General features: G+C 50.6%; 10 protein-coding genes. 4 read left to right on the top strand and 6 right to left on the bottom strand.

Annotation, left to right across the window (positions count from 1 at the left end):
- Positions 1-8: 8 nt before the first annotated feature.
- The 3 genes from JG725_RS01695 to pepN all read right to left on the bottom strand — a co-directional run bounded on the left by JG725_RS01695 (position 9) and on the right by pepN (position 4,579).
- On the bottom strand, positions 9-578 hold the full coding sequence (locus JG725_RS01695) for a cell division protein ZapC (protein WP_199376285.1): 570 nt from the start codon (positions 576-578) through the stop codon (positions 9-11).
- 184 nt (positions 579-762) lie between these two features.
- Positions 763-1,773 carry a quinone-dependent dihydroorotate dehydrogenase gene (pyrD, locus tag JG725_RS01690; RefSeq protein ID WP_199376283.1) on the bottom strand — a complete coding sequence of 337 codons (1,011 nt, stop codon included), beginning with the start codon at positions 1,771-1,773 and terminating at the stop codon, positions 763-765.
- A 190-nt stretch (positions 1,774-1,963) separates the two neighbouring features.
- Positions 1,964-4,579, bottom strand: coding sequence for an aminopeptidase N (gene pepN / locus JG725_RS01685; RefSeq protein ID WP_199376281.1), 2,616 nt, complete (start codon positions 4,577-4,579; stop codon positions 1,964-1,966).
- 233 nt (positions 4,580-4,812) lie between these two features.
- Here pepN and pncB point away from each other — a divergent pair, with 233 nt between their 5' ends.
- The 4 genes from pncB to JG725_RS01665 all read left to right on the top strand — a co-directional run bounded on the left by pncB (position 4,813) and on the right by JG725_RS01665 (position 10,431).
- A complete protein-coding gene (gene pncB, locus JG725_RS01680; protein ID WP_199376279.1) occupies positions 4,813-6,018 on the top strand; it encodes a nicotinate phosphoribosyltransferase in 1,206 nt (401 codons plus the stop codon).
- Between the two features lie 178 nt (positions 6,019-6,196).
- Positions 6,197-7,597 (top strand): asparagine--tRNA ligase, encoded by a 1,401-nt coding sequence (gene asnS / locus JG725_RS01675; protein ID WP_172288053.1) that lies wholly within the window; start codon positions 6,197-6,199, stop codon positions 7,595-7,597.
- Positions 7,598-7,892: 295 nt separating this feature from the next.
- A complete protein-coding gene (locus JG725_RS01670; protein ID WP_304502318.1) occupies positions 7,893-9,005 on the top strand; it encodes a porin in 1,113 nt (370 codons plus the stop codon).
- A 235-nt stretch (positions 9,006-9,240) separates the two neighbouring features.
- Positions 9,241-10,431: an amino acid aminotransferase gene (locus tag JG725_RS01665; protein WP_199376277.1), complete on the top strand. Its 1,191-nt coding sequence runs from the start codon at positions 9,241-9,243 to the stop codon at positions 10,429-10,431.
- Positions 10,432-10,566: 135 nt separating this feature from the next.
- Here the strand turns inward: JG725_RS01665 and JG725_RS01660 are convergent, their stop codons facing one another.
- The 3 genes from JG725_RS01660 to ldtD all read right to left on the bottom strand — a co-directional run bounded on the left by JG725_RS01660 (position 10,567) and on the right by ldtD (position 13,747).
- On the bottom strand, positions 10,567-11,214 hold the full coding sequence (locus JG725_RS01660; RefSeq protein WP_199376275.1) for an MBL fold metallo-hydrolase: 648 nt from the start codon (positions 11,212-11,214) through the stop codon (positions 10,567-10,569).
- Between the two features lie 49 nt (positions 11,215-11,263).
- Positions 11,264-11,812: a YcbK family protein gene (locus JG725_RS01655; protein WP_172288057.1), complete on the bottom strand. Its 549-nt coding sequence runs from the start codon at positions 11,810-11,812 to the stop codon at positions 11,264-11,266.
- Positions 11,813-11,995: 183 nt separating this feature from the next.
- On the bottom strand, positions 11,996-13,747 hold the full coding sequence (gene ldtD / locus JG725_RS01650; protein ID WP_199376273.1) for a L,D-transpeptidase: 1,752 nt from the start codon (positions 13,745-13,747) through the stop codon (positions 11,996-11,998).
- Positions 13,748-13,762 lie beyond the last annotated feature (15 nt).

Here is a 13,762-nt window from a genome sequence, read left to right as displayed (position 1 = left end):
GCCAGAGGTTAAACGACCTTGGCGAACAGATAAGACGATGGCGTCTGTTCAGGTTCACTCTGGATGGCAACCGGCAATAATCGGTCATGCATGATTTTTATCGCATCCCCCAGCACCATCATTTTGGCGTTCAGTATTAGCTGTTCCTGCGCCAGCAGACACAGGCTGGCTTTATCGCCGGCTTCGGCGATCAGAAAACACGCGGTATCATTGTTTTCGGTCAATTGAACCTGAACGATATCGCCCGCCTGCGGCGCGGGTACAGTCGCGACATGCTGCTGCACGAAATGCCAGCTTTTGGGCATCAGCGGTTTAAGAAAACGACTGGCGACCAGCGCATTCAAAATTAGCTCACCCTGAAGGTCGCGACTCAATGCCATCTTTTGGCACTTTTCGTTATAGGTAAAAAATAAAGCCGCGTCTTCAACACAAAATGCGCTTTCATTAAACGCATCCGGGGTTAACATTTTAGACGGGAAACGCGAACGGAATAACATGCCATTGGCGAGATCCAGCATCACCCGATCGTGTTCGGTATCAAAATACCAGCGCCAGTTATCGTCAGGTTTTAACTTCATATTATTTACCCTTCGCCTTTTGTTGCATCTATTATAGGAAATGGCTGATTGCAAAACCATGTAATAAAAAACTATGCAATAAAAAAACCGGCAGGTGTTGATAGTTTATTTATGCAAACGAGTAAAATATAGACTAGCCGGGGGAATAAATAAACCCCCGGAGATAAATGAAAGACAGAAATGATTAAATATGCGTAACAATATCTTTAATCAGGCCGGGTCCCCGGAAAATAAAGCCTGAATATATCTGAATCAATGTCGCGCCCGCATCCAGTTTTTCACGCGCGGCAACCAAAGAATCAATGCCGCCTACGCCGATAATCGGCAATCGTCCGGCTAATTCCTGCGATAACCGCCGGACAATTTCCGTGCTATGCAGCTGTAAAGGACGACCGCTTAATCCTCCGGTCTGACCGCAGTGATTTAATCCCTGGATCAATTTTCTGTCGAGCGTGGTATTGGTGGCAATCACGCCGTCAATGTTATGACGAACCAGGCTGTCGGCTATTTGGATCAATTCCTCTTCAGAAAGATCCGGCGCGATCTTTACCGCCACCGGAACATATTTTTGATATTTCTCACTTAACTCGGTCTGCTTATTTTTTATCGATAGTAAAAGATCGTCCAGCGCCTCGCCATATTGCAGCGTGCGCAATCCCGGCGTATTGGGCGAAGAGATATTTATCGCAATATAGCCGGCGTGAGGATAGATCTTATCCATGCAGATCAGATAATCCTCTTTACCTTGTTCTACCGGGGTATCTTTATTTTTACCGATATTGATCCCCAACACGCCGCCAAATTGTGATTTTTTGACATTCTCGACCAGATAATCGACGCCTTTATTATTAAAGCCCATCCGATTAATTAATCCTTCGGCTTCAACAATGCGGAACAATCTCGGCTTATCGTTCCCGGGTTGCGGACGCGGCGTGACCGTTCCCACTTCAATAAAGCCAAACCCCATTGCGCCCAATGCGTCAATACAGTCGCCGTCTTTATCAAGCCCTGCGGCCAGGCCAAGTGGATTTTTAAATGACAATCCCATGCAGCTAACGGGTTTGGTCGGAACGGACTGACGGACGAGAAATTCAAAAGGGGTATGGGTAATGCGGCGTAATTGCTGGAAGGTCAACTCATGTGCTCGTTCTGGATCGAGCTGAAATAACGCTTTCTTGATAACGGGATAGAACATATCGTCTCCTGAGATCCCAATCGCGAATAAACAAAGTCGGAATACGGCGAGATGGTAGTTCCATCACAGCGGAAAGTAAAACGTTTGCGCAATTCCGTTGACTAGCCGCAAACCTGAAAGAGAGGTGAGATGCCCGATATCACGGGCATCTCACCACGGGGAAAAGACCAAATAAGGCGAGGAAAAAGCGTTAATCCTGCAACGCTTTGCCAATCTTCTCGAACAGATCGCCAGACAAATTCTCCAGCGTTTTCAACTGTTCCAGCGCCTGACGCATCAACCCCTGCCGTTTGGCGTCATAACGTTTTAAGCGGATCAACGGCTCAATTAACCGCGCGGCGACCTGCGGATTGCGGGTATTAAGATCGATAAGCACCTCGGTCAGGAAACGATAACCGCTGCCATCTTCCGCATGGAATGCGGAAGGATTAGCGGCGACGAACGCCCCAATCAGCGCCCGCAGACGATTCGGGTTGTTCGGGCTGAACGAGCGATGGCGCTGGAGTTCACGAACCCGCTCAAGCACATCCGCCGCCGGGCTGGTAGCCTGGATCGTAAACCATTTATCCATGACCAGGCCGTCCTGATGCCAGCGATCGTCAAAGCGGGCCAACAGCGCATCGCGTCCCGGTAACTGCGCGCTAACCGCAGCGGACAGCGCCGCCAGCGAGTCCGTCATGTTATCGGCCTGCTGGAACTGCGCGGTTACCAGGTTGTCGGCCTGAGCCTCATCGCCAAACGCCAGATAATACAGGCAAATATTCCGCAAGGCGCGTTTACCGATATCCGCGTGCTCAATGCGATATTGCGGCGTCTGATTGGCGCGATAAACCGCCAGCCATTCATCCGCCATCTCTTTTGCCATCGCGCGGATCAGGCCATCGCGCACCGCCGCGATCGCCACCGGATCGATGGTGTCGAACAGCTCGGCGATTTCATTCTCGCTTGGCAGCGTCAGGATCTGCGATGCCAGCATGGGATCCAGATTTTCATCCAGCAAAATAGCGCGGAAAGCATCAACTACATGCATCGGTAACGAAAGCGACTGCTGTTGCTGATAACGGGAAACATTCAGACGAATGTAATTGGCCAGCAAACTTTGCGCCGCATCCCAACGAGAAAACGCATTGCTGGCGTGACGCATCAGGAACGTCAGTTGCGCATCGCTCCAGGCATAATTCAGTTTTACCGGCGCGGAAAACTCACGTAATAAAGAAGGAACCGGCTGACAGGGAACCCGATCGAAAATAAAGGTTTGCTCTGCTTCGGTCACGTTCAATATGGAAGACAGCCGCTGACCGTTTCTTTGCAGCGGGATCGCCTGTCCCTTCTGGTCGTACAATTCAATATCCAGCGGGATATGCAGCGGCAGTTTGGCCTGCTTATCGGCCCCCACCGGCGTCATCTGGCTGACGCTCAATAAATATTGCTGCGTTTGCGGATCGTAATCGTCGCGCACCGTCAGCACCGGCGTACCCGACTGACTGTACCAGCGGCGGAACTGAGTGAGATCCACACCGGAAGCGTCTTCCATCGCCTGGACGAAATCATCGCAGGTCGCTGCGCTGCCATCATGACGCTCGAAGTAGAGACGCATCCCGGCCTGAAATTTCTCTTCCCCTAATAAAGTATGCATCATCCGGATCACTTCCGATCCTTTTTCGTACACCGTCAAGGTATAGAAATTGTTCATTTCTATCACCTGATCGGGACGAATAGGATGGGACATCGGGCCGGCGTCCTCGGCAAACTGCGCCCCGCGCATCACACGCACGTTATCAATACGATTAACCGCGCGGGAACCCAGGTCGGAACTGAACTCCTGATCGCGGAAAACCGTCAGCCCCTCTTTCAAACTCAGTTGGAACCAGTCACGGCAGGTGACGCGATTTCCGGTCCAGTTATGGAAATACTCGTGACCGATCACCGCTTCGATATTCAGATAATCTTTATCGGTTGCGGTTTCAGCCTTGGCGAGCACATATTTGGAGTTGAATACATTCAATCCTTTATTTTCCATCGCGCCCATATTGAAGAAGTCCACCGCCACAACCATATAGATGTCGAGGTCATACTCCAGCCCGAAACGGGTTTCATCCCACTTCATGGCATTCTTCAATGAGGCCATCGCCCAGCCGGCGCGATCCAGATTGCCGCGATCGACATACAGCTCAAGCGCCACATCCCGGCCGGATCGGGTGGTAAAGCGATCCTGTAAGACATCAAAATCCCCCGCCACCAGCGCAAACAGATAGCACGGTTTGGGGAACGGATCCTGCCATTCGATCCAATGGCGGCCGTCGGCGAGATCGCCTTGCGCAATCCGGTTACCGTTGGAAAGCAAATAGGGATAACGCGACTTGTCGGCAGTGATGCGCGTGGTGAATTTAGCCAGCACGTCCGGGCGATCGAGGTAATAGGTAATGTGACGGAAGCCTTCCGCCTCGCACTGGGTGCACAGCGCTTCGCCTGACTGGTATAACCCTTCCAGCGCGCTATTGGCCGCCGGATTGATTTCAGTTTCAATACTCAGCGTAAATTCAGCCGGTAACTGCGTCAGTGTCAGCCCGTTATCCTGTTGCTGATAATGCGGCCATGACGAGCCATCCACATGCAGGCTTACCAGCTTGAGGCCCTCGCCGTCCAGCTTCAGCGGCGCGCCCGGTTGACCTTGCAACACCACCTGACTCACTGCTTTTACATGGGTTTTCTCCGCATCCAGTTCAAAATCCAGCGCAATATCGGTAATGGTGTAATCCGGCGCTCGGTAGTCCTGGCGATATTTTACTTGCGGCTGTTGATTCATATAAAGTTTTCACCTCGTCATAAGCTTCAGAAATTAAGTTTATGCCTGTTACGCCAATGTTACCATGATAAAATAATGAGAATAATAATCATCTCAGAGCACATTTGAATCTCGCCTAAGCGGCCCCATTATGTTGTGATAAGGCAAAATTTGGCTAAGCAGGGTATACTGCGTGAACCCTGCCGATTGTCCCGACTGTGGATATGCGTCTAACGAGGATGCTGTAACGCATTATGACTTTACACACTTCCCCGATTCTAACCTCATTATTGGATACCGATGCCTATAAGCTGCATATGCAACAGGCGGTATATCATCATTATTATCCTGTCGATGTAGCGGCTGAATTCCGCTGCCGCGGCGATGAGTTGTTAGGAATCTATGCTGAAGAGATCGCCGAACAGGTTGATCTTATGCGGTACCTGGTTTTGAGTGACGAAGAATTCAGCTATCTTTCTTCTCTCCCTTTCTTTAAACAGGATTATCTCAACTGGCTGCGGAAATTTCGTTTTAATCCGCAACAGGTCAGTATTAAAAATCATCAAGGCAAATTGGATATCCGCATTGCCGGGCCGTGGCGCGAGGTCATTTTATGGGAAGTCCCGCTGCTGGCGGTGATTAGCGAAGTCGTCCACCGCAACCGCTCTCCTCTGGTTGGCGCGGCGCAGGCGCTGGATCAACTGCATAAGACATTTGAGCACTTCCGTAAAATCAGCGCCGATGTCGATATCAGCCATTTCAAGCTGATGGATTTCGGCACCCGTCGTCGCTTCTCACAAGATGTGCAACAGACGATTGTCAGTACGTTGCAGGCCGAGTTTCCTTATTTAATCGGCACCAGCAACTATGACTTGGCTCGCCGATTAAAACTGGCCCCCGTCGGCACGCAGGCGCACGAATGGTTCCAGGCTCACCAACGGATAACCCCGGTGCTTGCCAACAGCCAGCGCGCCGCCTTACAGATGTGGTTACGTGAATATCCCGACCAGTTGGGTATCGCGCTGACAGACTGCATTACCATGGATGCCTTCCTGCGCGACTTCGATCGCCCGTTCGCCACGTCTTACCAGGGGCTGAGGCATGACTCCGGCGATCCCGTTGCCTGGGGAGAAAAAGCCATTGCCCACTATCAGCGCCTGGACATCGATCCGTTAAGCAAGACGCTAGTATTCTCTGATAATTTGAATCTTGATAAAGCGCTGGCGCTCTACCGCCATTTCTGGCAGCGCATCAATCTGGTATTTGGTATAGGGACGCGTCTGACGTGTGATATTTCCGGGGTCAACCCCTTGAATATCGTGATTAAGCTGGTGGAATGCAATGGTAAACCAGTGGCGAAACTGTCTGACAGCCCCGGTAAAACGATTTGTCAGGATCAGGCTTTCGTGTGCGAATTACGCAAAGCTTTCGCCCTCCCCCGCGTTAAAAAAGCCAGTTGACCCGTTTCGAGACCCTTTGATTGGATAACTTTTAACCCAGCCACGCCGGAATGCGCAAAACTTTATGGCATTCCGGCGATTTCTGCTTGTGTCCTGCCCGACGGCAAGTAACATAACGAAATGCCCGCAGACAGGGCATTCACTGTTTTTAAACACTATTAATTGAAGAGAGAATTTTATGAGCGTAGTGCCTGTAGTCGACGTACTGCAAGGCCGTGTTGCCGTTGACAGCGAAGTCACCGTGCGCGGCTGGGTGCGTACCCGGAGAGATTCTAAAGCCGGTATCTCCTTTGTTGCCGTTTATGACGGCTCCTGCTTTAATCCATTACAGGCTGTCGTTAATAATAATCTCTCCAATTACCAAGACGACGTCCTGCGTTTGACTACAGGGTGTTCCGTGGAAGTCACCGGCAACGTCGTCGCCTCTCCGGGCGAAGGTCAGAGCTTTGAGTTGCAGGCATCCGAAGTCAAGGTTATTGGCTGGGTGGACGATCCGGATACCTATCCCATGGCGGCCAAACGCCATAGCATCGAATATCTGCGTGAAGTCGCGCATTTACGTCCCCGGACGAACCTGATCGGCGCGGTGGCCCGCGTTCGTCATACGCTGGCTCAAGCTATTCATCGTTTCTTCCACGAACAGGGTTACTTCTGGGTGTCAACTCCGCTGATTACCGCGTCCGACACCGAAGGCGCGGGGGAAATGTTCCGAGTTTCCACCCTCGATCTGGAAAACCTGCCGCGGACTGAACAAGGTAAAGTCGATTTCAGCGAGGACTTTTTTGGTAAAGAGGCCTTCCTGACGGTTTCAGGTCAGTTAAATGGCGAAGCCTATGCCTGCGCGCTGTCTAAAGTTTATACTTTCGGCCCGACTTTCCGGGCGGAAAACTCCAACACCAGCCGTCACCTGGCCGAATTCTGGATGATCGAACCGGAAGTGGCCTTTGCCTCTCTGGACGATATCGCCGGACTGGCCGAAAGCCTGTTGAAGTATGTGTTTAAAGCGGTGCTTGATGAACGGGCGGACGACATGGCGTTTTTTGCCGAGCGGGTGGATAAAGAAGCGGTCAGCCGTCTGGAAAGCTTTATCACCTCTGATTTTGCTCAGGTCGATTACACCGACGCCGTCGAAATCCTGCTGAACTGCGGGCAAAAATTTGAAAATCCGGTGTACTGGGGCGTCGATCTTTCCTCAGAGCACGAACGTTATCTGGCGGAGAAACATTTCAAAGCGCCGGTGGTGGTTAAAAACTACCCGAAAGATATCAAAGCCTTCTATATGCGCATGAACAGCGACGGTAAAACCGTTGCCGCCATGGACGTATTAGCACCGGGCATTGGTGAAATCATCGGCGGATCTCAGCGCGAAGAGCGTCTGGATCAGTTGGACAAACGTTTGGAAGAGATGGGACTGAGTAAAGAAGACTACTGGTGGTATCGCGATTTACGCCGTTACGGCACCATCCCTCATTCCGGATTCGGATTGGGATTTGAACGTCTGATTGCCTATGTTACCGGCGTACAAAACGTGCGCGATGTTATCCCCTTCCCGCGTACACCGAGAAACGCCAGTTTCTAAATAAAAATTTAATATAAGTAAAACAAATAGGTAGCAAAGAAGAGTCGGTTTTCCCGACTCTTTTTTTTTTAATTTTAGTTATGCGTCACAAAGTTCCCTAAAATTTACATTTTGTAATACATATTTTCCATTAGTTACTGGATTACGAAGTTAGTAGCATTTTCGGGGTGGATTAACAGGCGTGTGAATGGAAAACTGCGTTCAGACACAGGAAGACACCAAACTTTCAGGAATGTTCCGTAAGGAATTTTTTATGGCAGTGGCAGGTGTCTGAATAACACCAATGAGGGTAATAATGATGAAGCGCAACATTCTCGCAGTGGTAATCCCAACTCTGTTAGCAGCTGGTGCAGTAAACGCAGCCGAAGTTTATAACAAAGACGGCAACAAGCTGGATCTGTATGGCCGAGTACAAGGCATGCATTACTTCTCCGATAATACCGGTAATGACGGCGACAAAACCTATGCGCGTCTGGGTTTCAAAGGTGAAACTCAGATTACCAGCGACCTGACTGGTTATGGTCGTTTCGAATACGAATTCAGAGGGAACAGATCAGAAAGTGGTGGTTCAGCTAACAGCGACAAAACTCGTTTTGCCTTTGCCGGTCTGAAGTTCGCGGACTATGGTTCTTTCGACTATGGACGTAATCAGGGTATCGCCTATGACGGTATTGCTTATACCGACGTATTACCGGAATTTGGTGGCGATCAGTCTAACACTGATAACTTCCTGACTAGCCGTTCTACTGGCGTGGCGACTTACCGTAATACCGACTTCTTTGGCCTGGTTGACGGCTGGAACTTTGCTATTCAATACCAAGGTAAAAACAGCAGCGATACCTCGAATAACCGCAGTAACATCAGTGAACAAAATGGTGATGGCTGGGGTATTTCATCCTCTTACGAATCAGACATTGGTCTGGGCGTTGTAGCTTCTTATGCTGCCATCGACCGTACTAATGAGCAGAATAGTTCTGTTACTACTGGTCGTGGTAAGAAAGCTGAAGCCTGGGCTACCGGTCTGAAATATGACGCTAACGCTATTTACTTGGCTGCAACCTACGGCGAATACCGCAACCTGTCGTTTATTGGCCAGGAATCTACCCCTGCCAGTCTAACTGACACCGATGGTTTCGCAGACAAAACCAAAATCTTTGAAGCTGTAGCTCAGTATAACTTCGATTTTGGCTTAACGCCTTCTTTAGCATATGTATCAGGTAAAGCTAAAGATGATGTAAATGGTAAAAACGATTACATCACCAAGTATGTCAGCGTTGGCGCGACCTATGCTTTCAACAAAAATATGTCTACCTTTGTTGATTATCAAATCAACCTGATTAAAGACGACAACGCATATGGTGTCAATGATGACGACACTGTTGCAGTTGGTCTGGTTTATCAGTTCTAAGTTGATTGCATACCGTATAGCGGTTTAAACCGTTTACCGTATAGAAAAGGCAGAACTTCGGTTCTGCCTTTTTGTTTTTTTCGTCCCTATTATTCCTTTGTTGCCAGTCTTTTATTTTGTTTCCCCCGTTCCGCTGGTTATTTCCCTTTCTTTTTTAACCCAACGGTTGGCAAAGCCTTTTACTGGCGGTAATCTGAGAATTCTTGCTTAATCTCTGCCATGGAACACCCTATCAATGTTTGAAAATATCGCTGCCGCACCCGCTGACCCCATTCTCGGACTGACCGATCTTTTCCGCGCCGACGATCGTCCGCATAAAATTAATCTGGGCATCGGCGTTTATAAAGATGAAACCGGTAAAACACCGGTATTAACCAGCGTCAAAAAAGCGGAACAATTTCTGCTGGAAAACGAAACCACCAAAAACTACCTCGGCATTGACGGTTTGCCGGCATTTGGTCAGTGCACGCAGGAACTGCTGTTTGGCAAGCAAAATAGCATCATTGCCGACAAACGCGCCCGTACGGCGCAAACGCCGGGCGGTACGGGCGGTTTGCGCGTGGCGGCCGACTTTATCGCCAACCAGACCAGCGCCAAACGCATTTGGATCAGCAACCCGACCTGGCCGAACCATAAGAACGTATTCTCCGCCGTGGGGCTGGAAGTACGTGAATATGATTACTACGATGCCGCCAATCACGCATTAAACTTTAATGCCCTGTTAAGCAGCCTTGAATCGGCTCAGGCTGGCGATGTGGTCTTATTCCACGGCTGCTGCCACAACCCTACCGGGATCGATCCTACGGCTGAGCAGTGGGCGCAATTGGCCGAGCTTTCGGTGCAAAAAGGCTGGCTGCCGCTGTTCGATTTCGCCTATCAGGGTTTTGCCCGCGGATTGGAAGAAGATGCCGAAGGACTGCGTATTTTCACGGCCAAGCATAAAGAGCTGATCGTTTGCAGTTCTTATTCCAAAAACTTCGGTCTGTACAATGAACGCGTGGGCGCCTGTACGCTGGTTGCCGCCGATGCCGACACTGCCGATAAAGCCTTCAGCCAGATGAAAGCCGCTATCCGCGCCAATTACTCCAATCCTCCCGCTCACGGCGCAACGGTGGTGGCAACCATTCTGGCTAACGATGCCCTGCGCGCCATCTGGGAGCAGGAACTGACGGCGATGCGCGAACGTATTCAGCGGATGCGTCAACTATTTGTGAATACGTTGCAGGAGAAAGGGGCCAAGCAGGATTTCTCTTTCATTATTAACCAAAACGGCATGTTCTCATTCAGCGGGCTGAATAAAGAGCAGGTTTTACGGCTACGGGATGAATTCGGAGTTTACGCCGTCAACTCCGGCCGTATTAACGTAGCCGGAATGACGCCGGAAAATATGGCGCCGCTATGTGAAGCCATTGTCGCCGTGCTGTAAACCGGCCAACCGATAAACGTAAAAAAGCCGGTGACAAACCGGCTTTTTTATGGCGATCTACCGCCACCGTCTCTGGGTGACATTGAAAACGCGCCGGCGTTTTTTGCTGCCGACGTTCAAGTGTTTATTACATCGCTACCAAACCGCAGGCTCATCGCGAATAAACGGATTGGTTTTACGTTCCTGACCAAAGGTTGATATCGGCCCGTGGCCCGGAATAAAGGTAATATCATCCCCTAGCGGGAGTAATTTATTGCGGATTGAGGAGATTAAAGCCTGATGATCGCCCTGGGGGAAATCACTGCGCCCCACGCCGCCATTGAAAATAACATCACCCACCTGCGCCAGACGCGATACTTTATCAAAGAAAACGATATGTCCGGGCGTATGGCCAGGGCAATGAAATACCTCAAGGGTAACCTTGCCGATTGTAATCTCATCGCCTTCTTTTAACCAACGGGAAGGCGTTAACGGTTTACACTCACTCAGCCCGAACATACGGCTCTGCGCGGGCAATCCTTCCAGCCAGAACGCATCTTCGATCTGCGGGCCGATAATCGGCACCTGATAAAATTCCGCCAGTTCAGCCGCGGCGCCGACATGATCCAGATGCCCGTGAGTCAACAGAATCTGCTTAACGGCAACGCCTGCCTGCGCCACCGCCTGTTTTATTCTATCCGCATCCCCACCGGGATCGACGATGGCGGCTTCATTGGTATTCTCACACCATAATAATGTGCAATTCTGGCTGAATGCCGTAACGGGGATAATTTGATATTTCATACTGCTCCGGGATAAACAAAATAATAACAATCCATTACAGCCAGTCAGTTTACCAGGTGCGAACAGGCCCCGTATCAATATGGACAAAATTACTGCGCGGATAATATCCAACGCCGCCGGCACGCATTTTCATCGCGGCTTTACGCAGGTTGGCAAGCTGGACGCCTTCAATATGGAAGTCCATCGCCTGCCCTTTGGTATGATAGCTTTGCTTGGCGACGCCTTTGCGATGCGCCCGCAGTTCATTATTGGTATCTATTGCGCGATACCCGGAAATCAGTTGAACCGGCTTGTTGGTTTCCAACATCACCTGTAATCGATAAAGTTGATCAAACAATTGCGGATCAATCGTTTTGACTTTGTTAGCCCGGTAATCGCGGAAAAAATGATTAAGACGGGATAACTCTTCTTTATTATATCGCCTGCCGTCAAAAAACTCGGCTTTAAGGCGTTCTCCCGTATTGAGATTATTGAACGTCAAAATACGTGGACGGGGCGTAGATAACGTAGCCATTGCCTGACCGGGAAGAAGTGCAATACCTAATGCCGCACCACCCAGCGCCAGCCATTTACGGCGATGATTGTCGATGTCTTCCATAAAGCGGATTACCTGGATATAAAGAACGGTGTCATGGGAGCACGTAAAATGCGCCGTCTGGAACCATAACCGCCTATGAAAAGTGAGTCAACCCGCTTTACTCAAGGGTTTGCGGGGGATCGCAATGATTCCCCGCCTGGCAAATAATGGGCTTATTTCGCTAAACCCCGAAATATTCAATACTTACTGCAATAACAACCCGGCTCTGGACAGAATGTGCGTCCCCGATCGCGCCGTGGAATCATAATTGTAAATATCTGTTCGGAACTGCGGCTTACCGTCATCGGCCACCCATGCGGTTAAATAATAAAGACTTACCGGGATCCTATGTTTCATCGGCACATAGGTGGTATTGCCCCGCTCCAGCGTCGACGTGATACGCTCATTATTCCAGCCGGTATCCTGCAATAACATATTGGCAAGTTCGGAGGCTTTATTCACGCGAACACAGCCGGAACTCAGCGCCCGGATATCCCGCTGGAACAAATTATGATTCGGCGTATCGTGCAGATAAATCGCTTCAGAATTGGGCATATTGAACTTATAACGCCCCAGCGCGTTATTTGCCCCCGGCGCCTGACGCAGGCGATAGGGGAAACGGCCGGGCGACACCATCGGCCAGTCAATCATCATCGGATCGATCGCTTCCGCTTCCTGACTCCAGTCAGCCAGAATGGTGTAACCGTGGCGCTGTAAGTAACCGGGATCCTGAATAACCTTGGGAATAATATCCTGTCGCGTTAACGTCGTCGGCACGTTCCACGGCGGGTTGACCACCACATTATAAAGCGAACTGCGCATAAGCGGCGTTTTGCGCTTCGGCTGGCCGACAATGACCCGCGATGACAGCCTTTCGGCGCCATCCTGATAATAAATCAGCGAGTAGTTCGGGATATTAACCATGATGCCGGTGTGAACGTTATCCGGCAGCAGGCGCAAGCGCTGGATATTCAGCGCCAATAGCGTAGCGCGCGTTTGCGGCGAAACATTCAGCCAGTCGCGGGTTCGCTTACCAATAACGCCATCGCCATCCAGCCCCTGCCAGTGCTGAAAACGTTTTACCGCGTCGACCAATTCGCCGCTGTAGATATTTTCAGATGCAATAAGCTCGCCGTCCGCCGACGGGTTGTCCAAAGATTGACTCGCCGCCGCCGGGGATGCGGCGGTCAGCGTATGATCATTAAACAACGCGCTCTCCCCGGCAGGCGCCAACATCCCTGTGCGCTGCAAAATTTCACGCAGCGCCGGCAGCGCCTGACTTGACTGCCCCGGACGTAAACTTTCAGACAGGTTCAATGTCGGCCAGGGGCGATTATCCGCCAGCATTGCCTTCAGCGCCTGATGCATTTTGGCATACTGTGAATGCTGCGGGGCCAATGCCACCACATAAGCGGCGTTATTGCCGGCCATCACCGCCTGTTGCCACTGACTGACGACCATTGCTGAAGGAGATTGCAAACGATAAGGCACACTGCTGTATAACCAGCTATTGCCATTGCTTTCCACGCCGGAAACAAACTGTAAATAGCCCAGCATGGCATCGGATAAAACAATATCACGCGCAAAACCGGTTAGCTGAGGATCGGTAAGCCAGGTCACCCAAGTGGTAAACTGCGGCTGCACGCCAGCCATCGCCAGCTCAGCCAATTGCTGTTGAAACTGCTGTACGGCCCGACTGTCCGTCCACATCGGTTGCATTTGATGCTGTGCATAGAGCGATGATAAATCGGAGAGATAATACGGCGTAATGCTTTTAGGCAACGCCGCCAACAAGCTCGCCCGGCTATGTTCCACCGAAACGGCCCCCACACTTTGGGATAGGCCAGACAACGCCACGGCTGATGTTGCCAGCACCGAAAACGAAGGAGACAGGCTACAGACCCAAATACAACCACTCCACAGTAGCCTCTGCGTTTTTCGCTTATGTAACAACATCCATTTATCCCCTGT

It is taken from the genome of Brenneria sp. L3-3C-1, from assembly GCF_016456245.1.
In the GTDB taxonomy this organism is placed as follows: domain Bacteria; phylum Pseudomonadota; class Gammaproteobacteria; order Enterobacterales; family Enterobacteriaceae; genus Brenneria.
Note: the sequence above shows the minus strand (reverse complement) of the source record. Positions and strands in the feature narration are given on the sequence as shown.

Excerpts from the sequence above, each read along its gene's own strand:
- JG725_RS01695 (WP_199376285.1), bottom strand. The coding sequence starts at position 578 with ATGAAGTTAAAACCTGACGATAACTGGCGCTGGTATTTTGATACCGAA.
- pyrD (WP_199376283.1), bottom strand. The coding sequence starts at position 1,773 with ATGTTCTATCCCGTTATCAAGAAAGCGTTATTTCAGCTCGATCCAGAA.
- pepN (WP_199376281.1), bottom strand. The coding sequence starts at position 4,579 with ATGAATCAACAGCCGCAAGTAAAATATCGCCAGGACTACCGAGCGCCG.
- pncB (WP_199376279.1), top strand. The coding sequence starts at position 4,813 with ATGACTTTACACACTTCCCCGATTCTAACCTCATTATTGGATACCGAT.
- asnS (WP_172288053.1), top strand. The coding sequence starts at position 6,197 with ATGAGCGTAGTGCCTGTAGTCGACGTACTGCAAGGCCGTGTTGCCGTT.
- JG725_RS01670 (WP_304502318.1), top strand. The coding sequence starts at position 7,893 with ATGATGAAGCGCAACATTCTCGCAGTGGTAATCCCAACTCTGTTAGCA.
- JG725_RS01665 (WP_199376277.1), top strand. The coding sequence starts at position 9,241 with ATGTTTGAAAATATCGCTGCCGCACCCGCTGACCCCATTCTCGGACTG.
- JG725_RS01660 (WP_199376275.1), bottom strand. The coding sequence starts at position 11,214 with ATGAAATATCAAATTATCCCCGTTACGGCATTCAGCCAGAATTGCACA.
- JG725_RS01655 (WP_172288057.1), bottom strand. The coding sequence starts at position 11,812 with ATGGAAGACATCGACAATCATCGCCGTAAATGGCTGGCGCTGGGTGGT.
- ldtD (WP_199376273.1), bottom strand. The coding sequence starts at position 13,747 with ATGTTGTTACATAAGCGAAAAACGCAGAGGCTACTGTGGAGTGGTTGT.